The organism is Gordonia sp. w5E2 (assembly GCF_036540975.1).
In the GTDB taxonomy this organism is placed as follows: Bacteria; Actinomycetota; Actinomycetes; order Mycobacteriales; family Mycobacteriaceae; genus Gordonia; species Gordonia jacobaea.
Genome location: NZ_CP144213.1, coordinates 2,919,986 through 2,939,358 on the forward strand (window position 1 = coordinate 2,919,986; position 19,373 = coordinate 2,939,358).

General features: G+C 65.8%; 15 protein-coding genes. 4 read left to right on the forward strand and 11 right to left on the reverse strand.

All coding sequences use genetic code 11. The annotated features are described in order from the left end of the window. Positions 1 to 7 precede the first annotated feature (7 nt). A complete protein-coding gene (ilvA, locus tag RND64_RS13115) occupies positions 8 to 1,411 on the reverse strand; it encodes a threonine ammonia-lyase IlvA (protein WP_082938075.1) in 1,404 nt (467 codons plus the stop codon). Positions 1,412 to 1,571: 160 nt separating this feature from the next. On the opposite strand from ilvA, the gene RND64_RS13120 reads away from it, so the two are divergent. Further along, positions 1,572 to 2,579 (forward strand): SMP-30/gluconolactonase/LRE family protein, encoded by a 1,008-nt coding sequence (locus RND64_RS13120; RefSeq protein WP_049698219.1) that lies wholly within the window; start codon positions 1,572 to 1,574, stop codon positions 2,577 to 2,579. On the opposite strand, the gene RND64_RS13125 is transcribed toward RND64_RS13120, so the two are convergent. From RND64_RS13125 to lspA, 5 genes are all read right to left on the reverse strand, one after another. Beyond that, on the reverse strand, positions 2,540 to 2,818 hold the full coding sequence (locus tag RND64_RS13125; RefSeq protein ID WP_049698220.1) for a hypothetical protein: 279 nt from the start codon (positions 2,816 to 2,818) through the stop codon (positions 2,540 to 2,542). The two genes, RND64_RS13120 and RND64_RS13125, sit on opposite strands and share 40 nt — an antisense overlap. 176 nt (positions 2,819 to 2,994) lie before the next feature. Continuing rightward, positions 2,995 to 4,674 (reverse strand): NAD-binding protein, encoded by a 1,680-nt coding sequence (locus tag RND64_RS13130; RefSeq protein ID WP_049698221.1) that lies wholly within the window; start codon positions 4,672 to 4,674, stop codon positions 2,995 to 2,997. Between the two features lie 22 nt (positions 4,675 to 4,696). After that, positions 4,697 to 8,242, reverse strand: coding sequence for a DNA polymerase III subunit alpha (gene dnaE / locus RND64_RS13135; RefSeq protein WP_082938074.1), 3,546 nt, complete (start codon positions 8,240 to 8,242; stop codon positions 4,697 to 4,699). Positions 8,243 to 8,466: 224 nt separating this feature from the next. Next, positions 8,467 to 9,393, reverse strand: a complete 927-nt coding sequence (locus RND64_RS13140) for an RluA family pseudouridine synthase (RefSeq protein ID WP_049698222.1) — start codon at positions 9,391 to 9,393, stop codon at positions 8,467 to 8,469. Then, positions 9,386 to 9,994, reverse strand: a complete 609-nt coding sequence (gene lspA, locus RND64_RS13145) for a signal peptidase II (RefSeq protein WP_049698223.1) — start codon at positions 9,992 to 9,994, stop codon at positions 9,386 to 9,388. Before lspA ends, RND64_RS13140 begins: the two co-directional genes overlap by 8 nt. A gap of 39 nt (positions 9,995 to 10,033) precedes the next feature. Here lspA and RND64_RS13150 point away from each other — a divergent pair, with 39 nt between their 5' ends. Beyond that, complete coding sequence (locus RND64_RS13150) at positions 10,034 to 11,023, forward strand: hypothetical protein (protein WP_197494585.1); 990 nt, start codon at positions 10,034 to 10,036, stop codon at positions 11,021 to 11,023. 107 nt (positions 11,024 to 11,130) lie between these two features. Here the strand turns inward: RND64_RS13150 and RND64_RS13155 are convergent, their stop codons facing one another. Further along, positions 11,131 to 11,667 (reverse strand): hypothetical protein, encoded by a 537-nt coding sequence (locus tag RND64_RS13155; RefSeq protein WP_049698224.1) that lies wholly within the window; start codon positions 11,665 to 11,667, stop codon positions 11,131 to 11,133. 116 nt (positions 11,668 to 11,783) lie between these two features. Continuing rightward, entirely contained in the window at positions 11,784 to 11,918 is a 135-nt protein-coding gene (locus RND64_RS13160; protein ID WP_268760660.1) for a hypothetical protein, read from the reverse strand. Positions 11,919 to 11,941: 23 nt separating this feature from the next. Between RND64_RS13160 and RND64_RS13165 the strand changes: the two genes are divergently transcribed. Next, entirely contained in the window at positions 11,942 to 12,892 is a 951-nt protein-coding gene (locus tag RND64_RS13165; protein WP_049698225.1) for an asparaginase, read from the forward strand. Between the two features lie 18 nt (positions 12,893 to 12,910). On the opposite strand, the gene RND64_RS13170 is transcribed toward RND64_RS13165, so the two are convergent. Next, entirely contained in the window at positions 12,911 to 14,371 is a 1,461-nt protein-coding gene (locus RND64_RS13170; protein WP_235434327.1) for a DNA polymerase IV, read from the reverse strand. Positions 14,372 to 14,466: 95 nt separating this feature from the next. Further along, positions 14,467 to 14,928 carry a nitroreductase/quinone reductase family protein gene (locus tag RND64_RS13175; RefSeq protein ID WP_049698226.1) on the reverse strand — a complete coding sequence of 154 codons (462 nt, stop codon included), beginning with the start codon at positions 14,926 to 14,928 and terminating at the stop codon, positions 14,467 to 14,469. A gap of 116 nt (positions 14,929 to 15,044) precedes the next feature. On the opposite strand from RND64_RS13175, the gene RND64_RS13180 reads away from it, so the two are divergent. Then, on the forward strand, positions 15,045 to 15,761 hold the full coding sequence (locus RND64_RS13180; RefSeq protein WP_083444344.1) for a TetR/AcrR family transcriptional regulator: 717 nt from the start codon (positions 15,045 to 15,047) through the stop codon (positions 15,759 to 15,761). Positions 15,762 to 15,784: 23 nt separating this feature from the next. Here RND64_RS13180 and ileS read toward each other — a convergent pair whose 3' ends face one another. Then, positions 15,785 to 18,973 carry an isoleucine--tRNA ligase gene (gene ileS, locus RND64_RS13185; RefSeq protein ID WP_331436670.1) on the reverse strand — a complete coding sequence of 1,063 codons (3,189 nt, stop codon included), beginning with the start codon at positions 18,971 to 18,973 and terminating at the stop codon, positions 15,785 to 15,787. Between the last annotated feature and the right edge of the window lie 400 nt (positions 18,974 to 19,373).

Consider the following 19,373-nt stretch of genomic DNA (forward strand, 5'->3'; position numbering starts at 1 on the left):
GCCCGGTTCAGGTCAGGTAGTTGTACGCCGACGAACCCGGTTCGAGCCGCTCACAGTTGAGTCGGGAATGCGACATCCGCTCCATGAGGTCGGCGAGCCCCTCTGGTGAACCGAGTTCGATGCCGACGAGCGCCGCACCTGTCTCGCGGTTGTTGCGTTTGACGTATTCGAACACCGTGATGTCGTCGTCGGGACCGAGGACTTCATCGAGGAACCTGCGCAGTGCGCCTGGCTCCTGCGGGAAGTCGACGAGGAAGTAGTGCTTGAGTCCCTTGTGGACGAGGGACCGTTCGATGATCTCGTTGTACCGCGACACGTCGTTGTTGCCGCCGGAGATCAGGCAGACGACGTCGGCGTCGGCAGGCAGTGACAGTCTCGACAGCCCGGTGACGGCCAGCGCACCCGCGGGCTCGGCGATGATCCCCTCGTTCTGGTACAGGTCGAGCATCTCCGAACAGATCGCGCCCTCGTCGACGTGGGTGATGTGAGTGGTACCCGGCGTCACGACCAGCGGATCGTCGACGGATAGCACCGGCACGTGCGAAGTTCCGCCCTGCCGCGCGACCTGCCGTCGTACCTCGGGATGGTCGGCGACGGTCGCGCCCATCGAGGCGAGTACGCGGTGACCGAGTGCGCCGATCCGCTTGACCGCAGCACCGTCGACGAACGGGTCGATCGCGTCGAGCGTGACCGGCCCTCCCGCCACGAGCGCGGCGGACAGCGATGCCGCACCGTGTGGTTCGACGCCGATGATCGCGACGTCGTCGGATTTCGACCGCAGGTAGGTGGCGATGCCCGCCAGACAACCACCTCCGCCGACCGGAAGGACGACGACGTCGGGAACCCTGCCGAGCTGCTCGACGATTTCCACCGCACTGGTGCCCTGGCCGGCTGCGGTCCGCGGGTCGTCGAATGCGTGAATCCACGCGGCACCGGTCCGGATCACATCGTCCTGCGCAGCCGCCGCGGCAGCGTCGTAGGTGTCGCCGACCGCGATGAGTTCGACGAATTCGCCTCCGTGCCAACGGATACGGTCGCGTTTCTGCTTGGGCGTCGTGGTGGGTACGTAGATGCGCCCCGGCACCTTCATCGTGCGGCAGGCATAGGCGACGCCCTGCGCGTGGTTGCCCGCACTAGCCGCGACGACGCCCGGCGCGAGCTCGTCCTCGGACAACAGCGACATGGTGTTGTACGCGCCGCGGATCTTGTAGGACCGAACGGTTTGCAGGTCTTCGCGCTTCACATGGATACGAGCGCCGTACGCCTCCGAAATACGCGGTACGGCCTCGAGCGGGGTACGAGTGACCGCGGGCGAAATTCGCTCGACAGCCGCTTCGATCGCGTCGGCGGAGAGCTGCTGATCCGACGCTGTGGGCTGCGAATTGTCGATTCCGAGGTGTTGCGTACTCACCCTCTTATGGTCTCACCTCACGAAATCCCTCGTCGCGCGACCCGACCGACGTAGCATCGGTGGCGTCCACCCATTTCGCCGCGCGTCGTCGACACGCCGTCGTCCAGCACAGTGGCGACACCCTCACCGCATCGCGGCGGACGACAAGCAGGAGGTCGGCATGCTCCGACACCGCGTTCTGACACCATCCCTTCGGACGGCAACTCTGCGGCGGACCACCGCTCTTGCCACCGCCTGCGCAGCAGCCTGCGCGACGGTGATCGTCACCGCCGTCACAGGCACCGGTACCGCGGATGCCGCGGCGCCGTGTCCGGGTGGCGCCGCACCGGCACGGCTCGTCGGCACCGTCCCCGGAGCAGCGTTGGAGGGATTGACCGTCGATTCGCGCGGACGGCTCTACACCACCGACCTCGTGAGCGGTCGGGTGTTCCGACTCGATCGGCCCGGCGCGGGTGCCGTGCCGATAGCCAAGGTCCCCTCCGGTGGCGCAGGAGCACTCGCGTGGACCCCGGACGGCACGCTCCTCGTCGGCTACGGGTCGGACCCACGCGTGTTCCTCGGCGATGCGATCCGTCCCGGCGCGATTGCACGGCTCGACGTCAACAGCCTGGCCCTGCGCCCATGGGTCGGCGGCCTCTCCGCAGCCGACGGGATGGACGTGTCGGCACGTGGAAATGTGTACGCCACCAACGACTTCGGCAATTTGGTCGGACGCATCACGCCCACCGGGGCCGTCCAGGCCAACTGGGCTTCGATTCCGAGCGCGAACGGCGCCGTTCTCAATCGTGACGACAGCTTCCTGTACGTGTCGCGCACGTTCAGCAATCCGGGAGTCAGCCGGATCTCCACCGGCAATCCCCGTGTCGTGCAGAGTCTGTTGACGCTCGGCGGGGCGGACACGCTCGCAGCACCAGACGGATTGACACTCGACGCCGCCGACCGTCCGGTGGTTCCGTTCAACGCGAGTGGTCAGATCGTGCGGATCACCTCGCCCGGACGCTACTGCGTTCTCGCGAGCGGCCTACCGCTGTCGAGCGTGGTGTCTTACGGGCGTTCCGCGAGCGGCTTCTCGGCCGGACATCTGTACCGGGCGGGCTTCGACGGCCGGATCTTCGAGATCCCGAGTGGCTACTCGGCCGGATCGGTAGCGGCGTTCCCCGGCCGTTGAGCTGACTGGCGCGTGAGGCTCGCGGCGACGATCCACACGGCGACGCCTGCTGCCGCCGACGACCACGCGGCGATCTCGGGCGAACGGGTCACGACGAGGGCGATCAACGCGACCACGGTGGCCGCCACCGCGGCGTACAGCTTGTGGACGGGCCAGCTCACGCCGGCGATGTCGACGGTGTGGCCGTGACCGGTTGCGTGTCCGCGGTGAGCTCCGTTGGACTCGATCAGGACTGTCATCGGATACCTCGCAACGATTCGGCTGGCGGTTCGTCTACCCGTTCGGGTTGGCTTTGCGTCGAGTATAGACATACCCGCGAGAAAATGTTCGGTGAGCCGAAACCTTGCGGCCCGACATGCCTGGAACCACTGGTCAGCCGGTGTTCTCGCCCTCGTCATGTCCTCGTTCTTATCCGTCAGCGTCCGTCGCGCAGGGTGTCGAAGAGTTCGTGATAGGGCCCGACAAGATACGCGGTGTCTTCTGCGGCGAGGCGATCGTCGCGGCGGGGATGCACGATGGTGTCGGTGCCCCGGACGATGGCGATGATGCGTGTGCGCGTCGGCAGGTCGGCCATGGTCATGCCGTCGAGTGGGCTGCCTGCGCGGATGAACAATCCACCGACCATGAATGAGCGCTGTCCGACGGAGAATGTCGAGATCACCTGCAGGCCCAGGGCCGCCCCGATGAACCACGGCGCCGCGAGGTCGACGGTCGATCGGACGTTCTGGAATCCGAATCGATGCGCGACAGCCGTGCCGAGCGAATGGTCGTAGACGCGCATGACGACGGGGACCCCCGGTCGGCCGTCGACGCCGCGAGACCATCGTGCGCCGAGTAGTTCGCGGAGCACGATGCCGCTCTCGATGTTCACCATGTCGTCGTGGGTCAGCACTGCCACGGCCCGCGCCCGCGCGAGACCGGCGTCGTGCAGAGTGTCGCGGAGGGTCGCATCACCGAACACGACCGGAATGTCGAGTTCTGCTGCCGCACCGAGGTAACGGTTGTCGTCGTTGCGCTCGACGACCGCGACCGGGTGACCGAGCGCTACGAGGTCGGTCGCGACCCGGATACCGAATGAGCCGAGACCCACCACGATCACATGGCCCGACATCTGGCTCGCGCGCCGTCGTCCGGCCGATGTCTCGATACGACGCGACAGGAGCAGGTCGGCGATGAACGCCATGAGGATCGCCGTCGTGGTGATACCCGCGAACATCAACACGATCGCGAAGAGACGCAGCCACGTCGGCTGTCCGACGAAGCTGAAGTCGCCGTAGCCGACGGTCGCGATGGTTTCGGTGGAGAAGTAGAGGGCGTCGACGAAGCTCATTCCCGGTCGGTGGTAGGTGAAGCGCAGCAGCACCGTGGCGCCCAGCAACAGGGCAAACGAGACACCGAGTGCACGAAACAGGTTGGGATTCACGTCGTCTCGGAACGCACGGAGTCCGCCGAGTAGACGCATCGAGACGGGGCGGTAGCGTCGACGGTGCACACGCTCGGGATCGCCGTTGACTGCGATGCTCTGGTCCGACAACTCGTCGACGGTGCCGATCATTGCGACCCAGTCTCCCGCTGTCACAGCCAGATCGCGTCCGGGACAGGGAACCACCTCCCCCGGCTCGGCGCTGTGCTCACCGCGCAGCACGGCGACGGGAGCGAGATCGCCGTAGAGCTCGCGCAACGTGGCGTCGCGGGGCGCGTAGTCGCCCGCGACGAGGAAGTCGTTGCCCGCCACGGGAATCGGGTGTGTGGTGCGGCCCAAGCACGCCTCGACCACCGACGGACCCGCGAGTTCTGCAACATCGAGCACCGCCCCCGGACCGTTGCCGAGCGCGACCGCGTCGCGTAGGACACCGCTCGACAGGTTGGTCACGACGCGCACCTCGGCGCTGAGTTGACGTGTCAGAAGGGCGATCTCGAGGTTGAGCGCGTCGTCGGAACCCGCACAGACGACGGCCGCGGCGGTCTCGACGCCGACGTCCGGCAGTTCTGCCGGGTCGTGCAACGACACGATGGTCGCTCCCGCGAGCCGTAGTTCTTCGGTGATGCGCTCGGTGAGGGCGTCATCGCCGTGCACGATGATGTGGCCGGGCATTGATGGAGCGTACCCGCGTTGCTCAGCCCAGGCAGGTCGGCCCGAGTAGCGCCTTCAGGTCGCCCATCAACGCCGAACTGGGCGTGACGCGCAACGACTCGGTCAGCTTCAGCACCGTCGACCGCTCGTCGCTGACCAGCGTGACGTGCACGTCGGCCGGGCCCGGATGTCGGGTGAGCACCTGCTTGAGTGCCTGCACGCGGTCAGGTGTGCAGGCGCGAGCCGCAAGTGTCAGTGCGACCGGTTTGGTGGCCCCCGCGGCATTGAGATCGGGAACGGCGAGGTCGTTGGCGCTGATCATCATCGAGTCGTCGCGCATGTTGACGCGCGCCTTCACCAACACGATGTTGTCGGCGACGATGTCCATCCCGTACGTCTGGAACGCGCGCGGGAAGAAGTAGACCTCGACGCCACCGACCATGTCCTCGAGCGTGACGGCCGCCCACGGCTCGCCCTTCTTGTTCACCCTGCGGGTCACCGACGAGATGATGCCACCGATGGTGATCTGCGCGCCGTCGGAGATGTTGCCCTCGAGCAACTGCGTGATCGAGGTGTCGGTCTGGGCCGCGATCGCGTGCTCGACGCCGCTGAGCGGATGCCCGGACACGTAGAGCCCCAGCATCTCTCGTTCGAGTGCGAGCTTGTGTTTGGAATCCCACTCCTGGTCGGGCACCTTGACCGCGAACACCTCGGCCATGGTGTCGTCGGCACCGCCGCCTGCGTCGCCGAAGAGGTCGAACTGTCCGATCGCTTCGGCTTTTTTGGTGCCGATGACCGACTCGACCGCCTCGACATGGATCAGGAACAGGCCCTTACGGGGATGGTCGAGCGAATCGAATGCGCCCGCCTTCACCAACGACTCGGTGACCTTCTTGTTGCACGCCGTGACATCGATCTTGTTGAGGTAGTCGGAGAAACTGGTGAACTTCCCCTTCTCATCGCGCGCGGCGAGGATCGACGACACGACACCTGACCCGACGTTGCGGATCGCGGCGAGGCCGAAGCGGATGTCGGTTCCGACTGCGGCGAAGTTGTGCTGCGACTCGTTGACGTCCGGCGGGAGCACCGTGATGCCCAGCTTGCGGCAGTCGGCGAGATAGATGGCTGCTTTGTCTTTGTCGTCGCCGACGGAGGTGAGCAGCCCGGCCATGTATTCGGCCGGGTAGTTCGCCTTGAGGTAGGCGGTCCAGAAGGAGACCAGACCGTAGCCCGCCGCGTGCGACTTGTTGAACGCGTAGCCGGCGAAGGGCAACACCGTGTCCCACAGGGCGGTGATGGCGGCCTGGGAGAAGCCGTTGTTGCGCATCCCCTCTGCGAAGCCGTCGTAGGCCTCGTCGAGGATCTCCTTTTTCTTCTTACCCATCGCGCGGCGCAGCAGGTCTGCTTGGCCGAGCGAGTAGCCCGCCACCTTCTGAGCGATCTGCATGATCTGCTCTTGGTAGACGATCAGACCGTAGGTCTCGGCCAGAATTTCCTTGAGCGGCTCTTCGAGCTCGGGATGGATCGGCTTGATCTGCTGCAGCCCATTTTTACGCTTGGCGTAGTCGGTGTGCGCGTTCACGCCCATGGGTCCCGGGCGATACAGCGCGAGCACGGCGACGATGTCCTCGAAGCCGGTGGGCTGCATCATCTTCAGCAGTTCGCGCATCGCCGCGCCGTCGAGCTGGAACACACCGAGGGTGTCGCCCTTGGCGAGCAGCTCGTAGGTCTTGGTGTCTTCGAGCGGCAGGGTGTCGAGGTCGAGATCGATGCCACGGTTGAGCTTGATGTTCTCGAGCGCGTCGCCGATGACCGTCAGGTTGCGCAGTCCGAGGAAGTCCATCTTCAACAGACCGATGGCCTCACACGACGGGTAGTCCCAGCCGGTGATGATCGCGCCGTCCTGTGCGCGCTTCCACACCGGAATCGCGTCGGTCAGCGGTTCGGACGACATGATCACCGCACACGCGTGAACGCCCGCGTTACGGATCAGACCTTCGAGGCCGATCGCGGTGTCGTAGATCTTCTTGACGTCGGGATCGGTCTCGATGAGGGTGCGAACCTCTGTGGCCTCACCGAACCGCTCATGTTCGGGGTTCGTGATACCCCACACCGGGATGTCCTTGGCCATGATCGGCGGCGGCAACGCCTTGGTGATGCGGTCGGCGATGGCAAAGCCGGGCTGGCCGAACTGAACTCGCGCGGAGTCCTTGATCGCAGCCTTGGTCTTGATCGTTCCGAATGTGATGACCTGGGCGACCTTGTCGCTGCCCCACCGGTCGGTGGCGTAGCGAACCATCTCGCCGCGCCGACGGTCGTCGAAGTCGATATCGATATCGGGCATCGACACACGCTCGGGGTTGAGGAATCGCTCGAACAGCAGTCCGTGCGGGATCGGGTCGATGTTGGTGATCCCGAGCGCCCACGCGACCAGCGAGCCCGCCGCGGAACCACGGCCGGGGCCGACGCGGATACCCACCTCGTGGGCGTGCCGGATGAGGTCGCCGACCACGAGGAAGTAGGCGGGGAAACCCATCTGGATGATGACGTCGAGTTCGTAGTTGGCGCGACGCAGGTAGTCCTCCGGCACCTCGACGCCGGGGAAACGACGCTCGGCGAGACCGTTGGCGACCTCTTTGCGCAGCCACGTCTGCTGCGATTCGCCGTCGGGGACCGGGAAGATCGGCATACGGTCGCGGTGGGTGAAGACGTCGGCGTAGGACTGCACCCGCTCGCCGATCTCGAGGGTGTTGTCACAGGCCCCCGGGATGACCGAGTCCCACTGGGCTCGCATCTCGTCGGCGGACTTCAGGTAGTAGCCGTCACCGTCGAACTTGAATCGCGTCGGGTCGGTCAGGGTCTTACCGGTCTGCACACACAGCAGCGCCTCGTGGCTCGCGGCGTGGTCTTTGGTGACGTAGTGGCAGTCGTTGGTGACGATCGGCTTGATGCCGAGTTTGCGGCCGATGTCGAGCAGGCCGTCGCGGACCCGGCGTTCGATCTCGAGTCCGTGTTCCATCAGCTCGAGGTAGAAGTTCTCCTTACCGAAGATCTCCTGCCATTTGGCGGCGGCTTCGAGGGCTTCGCGGTCATGACCGAGGCGGAGACGGGTCTGGACCTCGCCGGACGGGCACCCTGTGGTGGCGATGATTCCCTCGGCGTGTTCGGTGATGAGGTCGGCATCCATTCGGGCCCACTTGCCGAGCTGGCCCTCGATGGACGCCAGCGACGACAGCTTGAACAGGTTACGCAGACCGGTCGCGTTCTCGGCGACCATCGTCATGTGGGTGTAGGCACCCGAACCCGAGACGTCGTCGCCCTTCTGATCGCGCGTACCCCACTGGATGCGTTTGGTGTTGAAACGCGACTCCGGTGCGATGTACGCCTCGATGCCGATGATCGGCTTGATCTCGTTCTTGATCGCGGTGTTGTAGAACTCACTCGCACCGAACATGTTGCCGTGGTCGGTCATCCCGATCGCGGTCATGCCCAGGCGTTTGGCCTCCGCGAACAGGGGCGACACCTTTGCTGCACCGTCGAGCATCGAATACTCGGTGTGGTTGTGCAGGTGGACAAACGAACCGGCCACGGATGCCTCTCACCTCGAAGGAACGTTCCGAACGGAACGTCGCTGAATGTCGTGTCTTGCTATGTGCGTGATCGATACCAATCTCAGGTCGAGCCCAGCCACTGGTCGATCCCAACCACTGTAGGACTCGCCTCTGACACTCACGAACATGCCGCGCCAGGCTGTGACAGATGAGGCGAGGATCCCGGAGTGTCGCCCGCGGCGTGTCGGCGCGGGCGACGAACTCAGGTCTCGCGCAGGACGTCCAGAGCGTGCTGAAGGTCGGCCGGATAGGGGCTGACGAACTCCACCCAACGCCCGTCGGCAGGGTGGGCGAACCCGAGCGAACGAGCATGCAGCCACTGGCGCTCGAGCCCGAGTCGCGCCGCCAACACAGGGTCGGCTCCGTAGGTCAGGTCACCGCAGCACGGGTGGTGCAGCGCGGAAAAGTGCACGCGAATCTGGTGCGTCCGTCCCGTTTCGAGGTGGATGTCGAGGAGCGACGCCGCGGCGAACATCTCGAGCGTGTCGTAGTGGGTGATGCTCGGCTTGCCGTTCGCGGTGACCGCGAACTTCCAGTCGGCTCCCCGATGACGTCCGATCGCCGCGTCGATGGTCCCGGTCGGCGGATCGAGGTGACCCTGCACCAGCGCGTGGTAGCCCTTGTCGACCTCGCGGTCGCGGAACGCGCGCTTGAGCAACGTGTATCCGTGCTCCGACGCCGCGACCACCATCAACCCCGACGTGCCGACGTCGAGGCGCGACACGATGCCCTGCCGTTCGGCCGCGCCGGAGGTCGAGATCCGGAAACCCGCGGCGTCCAACGCGCCGACGACGGTTGGCCCGCTCCACCCCAGCGACGGATGGGCCGCCACGCCGACGGGCTTGTCGACGACGATGATGTCGGAGTCGTGGTAGATCACCGACAGGTCTTCGACAGGTGTCGGCTCTACTCGCAGCGGCTCGTCCGGCTCGGGAAGCAACACGTCGAGCCAACTTCCGGCCGCGAGCTTGTGCGACTTGCCGACTGCGACGCCGTCGACGGTCACATCGCCCGCGTCGGCGAGATTGGCCACGACGGTCCGCGACAAGCCGAGGATGCGGGACACCCCGGCATCGAGGCGCATGCCCGCGATCCCGTCGGGAACCGGCATGGCACGCGATTCACGCATTCTCGGCCTCGACCTTCTCGGCGCGCCGAGCGGCGAAGCCGGAGCGCGAGCCGTCGTAGTCGTATCCGAGCAGCGACAGCACGACGAGCAGCACGGCACCGCAGACAACCGAGGAATCGGCGACGTTGAACACGGGCCACCAGCCGACCGAGATGAAGTCGACGACGTGCCCGCGCAGCGGTGCGGGGTCACGGAAGATGCGATCGATCAGGTTGCCGATGGCACCGCCGAGGACCAGACCGAGGCCGAGGACCCACCACCCCGAGCGGAGTCTGCGGCTGAACCGGATGATGACCACCACGACAGCGAGCGCGATCAGCGTCAATATCCAGGTATAGCCGGATGCCATGGAGAATGCCGCGCCGCTGTTTCGCACGAGCCGAAGCGTGACCGCATCACCGATGATGTGCACCGGTCGCTGCGGGTCGAGCAGCGCGACGACCAGCGACTTGGTGAGCACGTCGAGCGCGATCACCGTCAGGGCGATGCCCGCGAGCCAAGCCAGTACCGAGGTCGAGCTGCGCAGCATTCCGCCACGGTCGTTCTCGCTGGTGTCCTCGGCGTCGGAGAGGTTGTGCGTCTGGTCGGGTCGGTCATCCACCCCACCATCATCCCTGACACGTGCAATACGCTGACTGGCGTGTCCGATCCGACCCGTCGAACTGCCGAAGAACCACCCCCTCGACGCCGCTCGGTTCGCCGCCGGGTCACGCTCGGGTCGACCGCAGCAGCACTGGCGTGCGGGCTCCTGGTGTCGGCATGCGGCACCGACTCGGGTTCCGATGCCGAGTCGGGGCAGTCGCCGGGAGCCCCATCGGGCTGCACGACCACCTCGACCTCCGGTCAACGCGACGCCAATCTGATCCCCATCCCTCCCGCAGCGGTGACCGTCACATCCACGGGCAATCAACCACAACGGGTGGTCGGCGGCGCGCCCGACCGTTCGACGCCACAGCATTCAACGTTGTCGACGACGTCGTCTGTCACAGCGGCCGACGGCACGACCGAGCAGACCGTCGACATCCCGATCACCGCGACGTTCCACTGCACCGACAACACAGATCTCGAGATGACACTCGGCGCGTCGACCTCTCCCGACCCCACGTTGAACGACCAACTGAAAGCGGCCAGGGACGCCAAGGCGGGCGTAGCGCTCGGACCCGGCGCGGCGCCTGTCTCATTACGACTGATCCCCACGAAGGATTCGGGTTCGGAAGCGAGGAGCGCGATCGAGCAGTCGCTGGTTCAGGCGTTCCAGAACTCGATTCCCCTGCCCACAGAGCCGATCGGTGTGGGTGCGACGTGGCGAACCGAGCGGACCATCACGGCTGCGACCACACTCACCCAGACGATCACCGCGACGCTCAAGGCGTGGGACGGCAACCGCGTGACCATCGACTTCACCACCGAGGAATCACCGGTCAACTCGGTGTATGCGATTCCCGGCTCCGACACCACGCTGACCATCTCCCGCTACTCCTACACCGGCTCGGGGACCCTGGTCTCCGACGTGACCCGCGGTCTGCCGCTCAGCGGCTCCGGCACATACACAGGCGCGCGCGAACTGGTCGGAGCCGACCCTGCCAACCCGCTGCTCCAGAAGATCGGCTTCTCCTACACCTGGAAGTAAAGAGCTCCTCACACACACGAGAGCCCCTGTCCCGCGCGGGACAGGGGCTCTCGTTGTGGTGCAAGCGCGCGCTCAGGCGTGCACTTGAATCCAGGCGTGCACTTGAATCACTGGGTGCACATGGCGCTCTTGATGTTGTTGCCGGACAGGATCGGGCACACCGAGTCGCTCGCGAGCTTCCAACGTCCGTCCGCGTACACGATCTGGGCGTCGAGCTTGGTCGGCGGGTTGTCGGGGAGCTTCACCTGAACCTTCACCGTGGCCTTGTTCGGTCCGGCCGGGATCACCGGCGGGAAGATCTGGTAGGTGACGTCCTTGTTGTCCTCGCGTGCCTTGACGAGCTTGTCGAAGAGCTGCGGATCCTTCTCGGAACCCTGCACGAGTTCGGTCTTCTCCGAGTTCGGCACGTTCGGATCGAGAGCCTTGTCCAGCATCGCGTTCAGTGTCGCGACGCTCGGGCGGACGTTCGGATTGGTGACCCCGGCGTCGGCACCCGACGCGCCTGCCTCAGAGGTGGCTGCGGCACTGGTCGTCGTGGCGACCGTGGGGACGTCGTCGGAATCGTCGCTGCTGCTGCACGCCGCGAGGGACGTGGCGACTGCGGCAGCCATGATGGCGGCACCTACGAACTTAGGGAACTTCAAGGATCTTCCTCACATTCAACGTCGGCGATGATCGTGTTCGGCGGTGATTCGCGAGTCGTACGCGGTTCACGGCGACCGTCACAACGGTCGCCATATCCACCCCCGTGGCCACAAACTCACACCACTATGCCAAACACATCGACTCCACCCCACGACGCGTACCCGCCGAGATCGCCAGTTGTCGCGATCTCGATGAGCATTGCGGCGTCGTACGAGCAGTGCCGACGGGTGAAACGGTTGACGGCCGACATCGGTTCCAGGGACGCTGTCTGGCATGACGCAACCCCGAATCGCGCTGATCACCACGGGCGGAACGGTCGCAGCTCGCCAGAGCGCGGACGGGGCGGTGCCGGTCTTGAGCGCGTCCGAACTGCTTGCCCAGGCAACGACGCCCTCGGCGGTCACTCCCGTCATCGAGACCAACGACCTCATGTCGGTGGACAGCTCAGCGATCACGGTGACTCAGCAGGCGCAGGTGGTGCGGGCTGTCACAGCCACGCTTGCCGATCCCGACGTGACCGGGGTCGTCGTCACCCACGGCACCGACACGATGGAAGAGACGGCATTTCTGGCCGACCTCGTCTCCGACGACCCCCGCCCCATCGTGTTCACCGGTGCGCAGTACCCCGCCGACACCCCAGAGGCCGACGGGCCCGCGAACATCGCGGCGGCCATCGAGGTGGCAGCCGATCCGGATAGTCATGGACGAGGCGTCGTGCTTGCTTTGGGCGGACGCGTGCTGCCGGTTCGGGGAGCGTTCAAGGTCTCGACCACAGCGACCGAGGCCTTCGACACCGTGCACGCCGCGCTTCCACGCCCCCTCGTCGTCGACGCGCTGCCCGAACGCCTGGCCCGCGTGGATACCTACGCGTTATATCCCGGCGTCGCCGCGGGAATCATCGCCGCAGCCGTCGCGCAGCGTGCGTCGGGAATCGTGCTCGCGGCGACGGGTTCGGGCAACACCCATCCCGACATCACCGCCGAGGTCGTCGCCGCACGACGCGCGGGGGTCGCCGTCGTCGTCACGACACGCGTTCCCTACGGCCCTGTCGTCGCGACCTATGGCGGCGGCGGTGGAGCTGTCGACCTCGAACGCGCAGGCGCGGTGGTGTCCCGCTGGTTGCGCGCGCCACAGGCACGCATGGCGCTGATCGCGCTGCTGTCCACCGGGCACGACGCCGACGACGTCGCCGACTTCTTCCGCCGTTCCGAACCTGCCGCCTGACTGTCGTGGCCTGAGGGCTCAGCGCGGTACATCGGGCCACGCGAGACTGTCGAGTGGGTCACCGCGTCGCAACGCGTCATCGTCGGCTGAGAATGTGCGCGCGATGCCGGGTCCTGTTGCCCGCGTTTCGAATCGCACGGTCACCACGCCGTGCCCGCCCCCCTGCACCCAGCCGTGCCCGAACTCGGGGTGCACCACGTCGACGCCGGTCGTCGCCCAGCTTCCGCTGTCGGAGACATCAGATTCAGCACCGCTGCCGGAGACAGCAGATCCAGCGCCGCTGTCGGAGACGGCGGAGTGGGTGGTTTCGAAGCCGTCCGAGGGTGGAACCGTGTCGATGGCGATGGCGCCTTCACGATCTGGGGCTTCAAGATCTGGCGCTTCGAGATCTGCGTCGGTGATCGGCGCGAGGTCGGCTGTCGGTGCGATATCACCGTCGCCGAACAGTGCGTACTGCTCGACGGCCGACAGACCTGAGAAGCCCACCCCGACAAGGCGAATGGGGCCGACCTCTTGCGGATCGAGGGCAAGGCGACGGGCCATCGATGTGAGGGTGTCGAGATCGGTCGTCGCGGCGGGCAGCGTCGACGACCGGGTCAGGATCGACATGTCCGATCGCTTGAGTTTCAGCACGACGGTGCGCGCACCGCGTCCGTCGGAGAGGAGTCGACGATGCGCGTCCGCCGCCGACTTGTCGATCGCGGGTCGCAGGCCGGCAAGGTCGACGATGTCGCGTGCGAAGGTCGATTCGGCGCTGATCTGTTTGGCCGCGGCGCGTTCGGTGACGGGCCGGTCGTCGTGTCCGCGCGCGAGCATGTGCAGTGCGGGTCCGACGCTGGAACCGAGTACCGAGGCGACCTCGATGTCGGACATCGCGGCGAGGTCGCCGATCGTGTCAATACCGAGGCGCGCTAACCGTTCTCCGGAGACGGGCCCGATTCCCCAGAGTTTGCGGACCGGTAGTGCGTGGAGGAAGTCGAGTTGTCTGCTCGGCGGAATGACCATGACCCCATCGGGTTTGGCCATTCCCGAGGCGATCTTCGCGATCTGCTTGCCGCTGCCGACACCGACGGAGGCGGCCAACCCCACGCCCTCGAAGATGCGGGCACGGATCTCCTGCGCGAAGGCCTCGGCGTCGGCCGCGGTGGCACCGACGAGGTCGACGGGCTCTCCGAATGCCTCGTCGAATGACAACATCTCGATGACCGGCACCGCTTCACGCACGATGCCGAAGATCCTGCTGCTCACCACGCGATACACCGAGCCGCGTGGTGGAAGCACCACCGCCGACGCTCCGACGAGGCGTCGGGCCTGGTGCATCGGCATGGCCGAGTGCGCTCCGAATCGGCGTGCGGCGTAGCTGGCGCCCGCGACGACACCGCGGCCCCCTGTCCCACCGACGAGCACGGGGCGACCGGCGAGCGTCGGCCTCGTCAGCTGCTCCACCGAGGCGAAGAAGGCGTCCATGTCCAAGTGCATCACCCACCGGGTGCTGCGTTCCCCGTCTGCGGGCGAACCGGACACTGCTGACACACATCAAGACTAAGCAGGTCGATCGGGGCTTCTTCAGGGACTTACCCGGTAGTCGCCCTGCCGACGGCGAAGACCGGGATCGACGCCGCGTGTGTGTGCAGTTGTTCGTCGGATGGGTCGGTCGTCATGCCGTCGGGCAGGAATCGGCCGACCTCCCACCCCCAGCGCTTCAGATATGCGCGGATGATCGGACCGCGATCGGCGACGTCGACCTCGGCGAGCGTCACCGTTCTATCGTTGCGGCCACGACGCAGGTGCGCGGTCCGCGCGGCTCGGGCATTGCGGACCCACTGGGTGTTGCCGCGTACCGCCACGAGGTACTCGCGACCGTCGAACGCAATGGGATTCACCGGAATCCTCTGTGGTGCACCAGATTTTCGTCCGACGATGGTCAGCGTCTGCGCACCGGCGAGGTTGACCCCGCGGTCGGCGAGCCAGCGAACGACGGAATTGAAGACGCGGTCCGAGCGGCCGGGCGTGACGTGGTGTTGCGTTGAGTGCATGGCGGCTACTCCTCTACGTCGCAGATGAACTGAGAGCACCGCTCTCGATAATCGAGTGTGCGCCCTGAGTCGAGGAAATGCAAGAGCACCGCTCTCTGATCTGGCAGACTGTCGGCATGGGAACGGGAAAGACACGGGCCGACAATCGCGCGGCGATGGAGGCCGAGATCATGCGGCTTGGCCGCGAACACCTGCGCACGCAGGGCGCTGCCGGGCTGTCACTACGGGCGATCGCTCGCGACCTCGGCGTCGTTTCCTCCGCGGTCTACCGGTACGTTCCCAGCCGCGACGAGCTGTTGACCCTACTTCTGGTGGAGGGCTACAACGACCTCGCCGACACCGTCGACGCCGCCGCTGACGCTGACAATGACGCTGACCGCACAGACGGGGCCAGCGGATCGCGGAAGCGCTTGCGGCGCATGGCCATTGCGATGCGCGCGTGGGCAGTCGCCGACCCCGCGCGGTGGGCGCTGCTGTACGGCAGTCCGGTGCCCGGGTACTCGGCACCGGCCGAGCGTACGACGCTTCCCGGAACGCGCGTGGTCGGTCGACTCGTCGTCGAGCTGGCGGCCGCGCACCGGGACGGTGACGTGCGTGCGCAGCTGCCGCCGATCTCGCCGGAGGTCGCCGCCGACATGCGACAGATCCTCGACGAGTTCGGCGTCGACATGCCCGCAGAGGTCGTCGCCGCGGCGACAACCCTCTGGGCGACCATCATCGGCGGGATCAGCCTCGACGTCTTCGGACAGTACGGCGCCGACACCTTCACACATCCTGACGCGTTGTTCACCACGCAGGTCGACGCCGTCCTGTCGCTGCTGTTCGACGACTGACTGCCGCACCGACGAACTGCTGCTCAGCCCGCCTTGTTGACGTCTGCCGTCACCCCGTCGCCGAGTTCGATCGCACCCGCAGCCGAGTCGTCTGCCGATTCGACGACGAACGACGTCGCGAGCACCTCACCGGCAATCATGTAGGCGTGGCGTCGAGCCCATTCGAGTCGCTGCTCGGGCACCACGAAGCGCACCTCGATGCGATCCGACACGTCGAGCCCGAGATTGCGACGTGCCTCCTGGAGTTCACGCACGCGATCCTTCGCCCAACCCTCCGACTCGAGGTCTTCGGTGACGTTCGTATCGAGGACGACGAGTCCGCCCCCACCGGGGAGTTCGGCCGTCGAATCCGGTTCCTCCGCAACGAGTTTCCTGCTGTACTCGCCCGGTTCGAGGTCGATGCCGTCGGCCGACACGATCTCGCTACCGTCGTCGGCGGTCCGCACGCTCCAGTTCCCCGCCTTGACCGCCTTGATGACGCGCTGCACATCCTTGCCGAGGCGTGGTCCTGCGGCGCGCGCATTGACCGCGAGCTCGTAATGACCGTATTGATCTGCGTCAGTGGACAATTCCACGGACTTGACGTTCATTTCATCGGCGATCAGATCGGTGTAGGGCGCGAGGCGATCGGCGTTGGGCGACGCGACGGTCAACTGCGGCAACGGCAGTCGCACACGGAGCTTGTTGGCCTTGCGCACGCTCGACGCCGTCGAGCACACCGCTTGCACGTCGTCCATCGCCGCAACGAGGTCGGGGTCGCCAGGCAGTTCGTCACTCGTCGGCCAGTCGGTCAGGTGCACCGACCGCTCACCGGTCAGCCCACGCCAGATGGCTTCGGTCGCCAGCGGAAGCAGCGGTGCCGCAAGGCGACTCGCAACCTCCAGCACCGTGTACAGGGTGTCGAAAGCCTCCGGGTCCTCATCCTGGCCCGCCCAGAAACGTGCCCGCGAACGGCGCACATACCAATTGGTGAGCGACTCGACGAACTCGCGGAACGCATCACACGCCCCGGAGACGTCGTAGACGTCGAGGGCCTCGGTCATGGCGTCGCGCGTGACGGCGAGCTTCGCCAGGATGTACCGGTCGAGCACGTTCGACGAGTCGGTGCGCCACGTGGCGGGCCGGTCGGCGTAGAGCTGCAGGAAGCTGTAGGCATTCCACAACGGGAGCAGCGCCTGACGCACGCCCTCGCGGATTCCCTTCTCCGTCACCACGAGATTGCCGCCACGCAGGATCGGCGACGCCATCAGGAACCACCGCATCACATCGCTGCCATCGCGGTCGAACACCTCGTTGACGTCGGGATAGTTGCGCTTGGACTTCGACATCTTCTGGCCGTCGTCGCCGAGCACGATGCCGTGCGCCGCAACGGTTCTGAATGCCGGACGATCGAAGAGCGCAGTCGCGAGCACGTGCAGGTTGTAGAACCATCCACGGGTCTGACCGTTGTACTCGACGATGAAGTCGCCCGGATTGTGCGCAGGCTCCGAACCGTCACTCGCCCCGTCGAACCATTCCGAGTTCTCGAACGGATAGTGCACCTGGGCGTACGGCATCGAGCCCGACTCGAACCAGCAGTCGAGGACCTCGGGAACGCGACGCATCGTCGAATTTCCGGTCGGGTCATCGGGATTGGGCCGCGTCAGATCGTCGATGTAGGGGCGGTGCAAGTTGTTCGGGCGCACGCCGAAGTCGCGCTCGAGCTCATCGAGCGAGCCGTAGACGTCGGTGCGCGGGTACTCCGGGTCGTCGGAGACCCACACCGGGATCGGCGCGCCCCAGTAGCGATTACGACTGATGTTCCAGTCGCGTGCACCCTCGAGCCACTTGCCGAACTGGCCGTCGCGGATGTGTGCCGGCGACCAGGTGATCTGCTTGTTCAGCTCGATCATGCGGTCCTTGATCGGGTCGACCGCGACGAACCACGACGGAACGGCCATGTAGATCAACGGCTTTCCCGACCGCCACGAGTGCGGGTAGGAGTGTTCGATGGTCTCGTGCCGGACAACGCGCCCCTCGTGCCCGTCCGACGCAGCGAGAACGTGTGACCCGCCGGCCTTGAGGTCCTTGATGATCGGAGCGTTGGCGTCGAACACCATGAGGCCCTCATACGGCGGCACCTGCGAGGTGAATCGGCCACCGGCGTCGAGTGGTTGCACGACCTCGATGCCGTTGGCGGTCGAGAGCTCCATGTCCTCCTCACCGAAAGCCGGTGCGAGATGGACGATTCCGGTGCCGCTGTCGGTGGTGACGTAATCACCGAGCAAGACGCGGTGCGCGTTGGGATGCCCGACGAAGAAGTCGAACGGCGGTGTGTAGGCCAAACCCTCCAGGTCGCTGCCCTGATACGTGCCCAGCACCTCCGGGTCGACGATCTCCTTGGCGTAGCTGCCGAGCAAAGGCTCGGCAAGCAGATACTCACGACCGTCCGCCGCGCGCACATGCACGTAGGAGACATCGGGGTTGACGGCGATCGCGAGGTTCGACGGCAATGTCCAGGGTGTCGTCGTCCAGATCAGCGCGTTGACCCCGTCCAACGCCGACAATGGACCGTCGGAGTCGATGACAAGCGGCATGCTGACCGTGAGAGCGGGGTCTTGGCGCATGCGGTAGGCGTCGTCGAGCTTGGATTCCTGGTTGCTCAACGGTGTCTGCTCGTACCAGGAGTACGGCAGCACACGGTATCCCTGATAGATGAGTCCCTTGTCCCAGAGCCGCCTGAATGCCCACATCACCGACTCCATGAAGTCGATGTCGAGGGTCTTGTAGTCGTTGTCGAAGTCGACCCAGCGAGCCTGGCGGGTGACGTAGTCACGCCACTCTCCGGTGTAACGAAGCACAGAGTCGCGGCAGAAGTCGTTGAACTTCTCGACGCCCATCTTCTCGATCTCCGACTTGTCGGTGATTCCGAGTTGACGTTCGGCTTCGAGCTCTGCGGGCAGACCATGTGTGTCCCAGCCGAATCGACGCTCGACCTTCTTGCCGCGCATCGTCTGGTACCTCGGTACCAGATCCTTCACGTAACCGGTCAGCAGGTGACCGTAGTGGGGCAGGCCGTTGGCGAACGGCGGCCCGTCGTAGAAGACGAACTCGGGGGCGTCGGCTCTGTTGGCGATGGATGCGGCGAACGTGTCGTCGTTCTTCCAGTAGTCGAGCACGTTGAGCTCGACGTCGGGGAATGAAGGCGCACCACTACGTACGCCGCCGGTCATGTCGACGACCGGGTACACACGTGTTGCCGATTCTGACTGCTCGCTCACGCTGACTCCTCGTGCCTGGCTCGCACGTCCTCACCGGACGTGTGCATGTGCTCTTGGCACGGGGACGCACGACGTGTGCGCGGTACCACCCCGCTTGCACCGGATTACTCCGATGCCGCTCATGGCCATCTCGGATAGGCAGGCGAACAACGCCGGGATGTTCACACACCCAGAGTGCTCCAACACTGCCAACCGAATTGGCCTGCGGCTATGACGGGCCACTCCCGCCCGGTTCTACTGGGACGCTCACCGACTCACGCGATGCGTGACGAGAATCCGTTCTTCCGGGTGCTCCCCGGTGATGGCCGGATCAATGCGCTTTCAGTGTAGCGACCGAGGCAACCCGGCCACG

Excerpts from the sequence above, each read along its gene's own strand:
- RND64_RS13180 (WP_083444344.1), top strand. The coding sequence starts at position 15,045 with ATGGGAACGGGAAAGACACGGGCCGACAATCGCGCGGCGATGGAGGCC.
- ileS (WP_331436670.1), bottom strand. The coding sequence starts at position 18,973 with ATGACCGGCGGCGTACGTAGTGGTGCGCCTTCATTCCCCGACGTCGAG.
- RND64_RS13170 (WP_235434327.1), bottom strand. The coding sequence starts at position 14,371 with ATGCACTTGGACATGGACGCCTTCTTCGCCTCGGTGGAGCAGCTGACG.
- RND64_RS13140 (WP_049698222.1), bottom strand. The coding sequence starts at position 9,393 with ATGCGTGAATCGCGTGCCATGCCGGTTCCCGACGGGATCGCGGGCATG.
- RND64_RS13160 (WP_268760660.1), bottom strand. The coding sequence starts at position 11,918 with ATGTCGGCCGTCAACCGTTTCACCCGTCGGCACTGCTCGTACGACGCC.
- RND64_RS13125 (WP_049698220.1), bottom strand. The coding sequence starts at position 2,818 with ATGACAGTCCTGATCGAGTCCAACGGAGCTCACCGCGGACACGCAACC.
- RND64_RS13130 (WP_049698221.1), bottom strand. The coding sequence starts at position 4,674 with ATGCCCGGCCACATCATCGTGCACGGCGATGACGCCCTCACCGAGCGC.
- RND64_RS13120 (WP_049698219.1), top strand. The coding sequence starts at position 1,572 with ATGCTCCGACACCGCGTTCTGACACCATCCCTTCGGACGGCAACTCTG.
- RND64_RS13175 (WP_049698226.1), bottom strand. The coding sequence starts at position 14,928 with ATGCACTCAACGCAACACCACGTCACGCCCGGCCGCTCGGACCGCGTC.
- RND64_RS13165 (WP_049698225.1), top strand. The coding sequence starts at position 11,942 with ATGACGCAACCCCGAATCGCGCTGATCACCACGGGCGGAACGGTCGCA.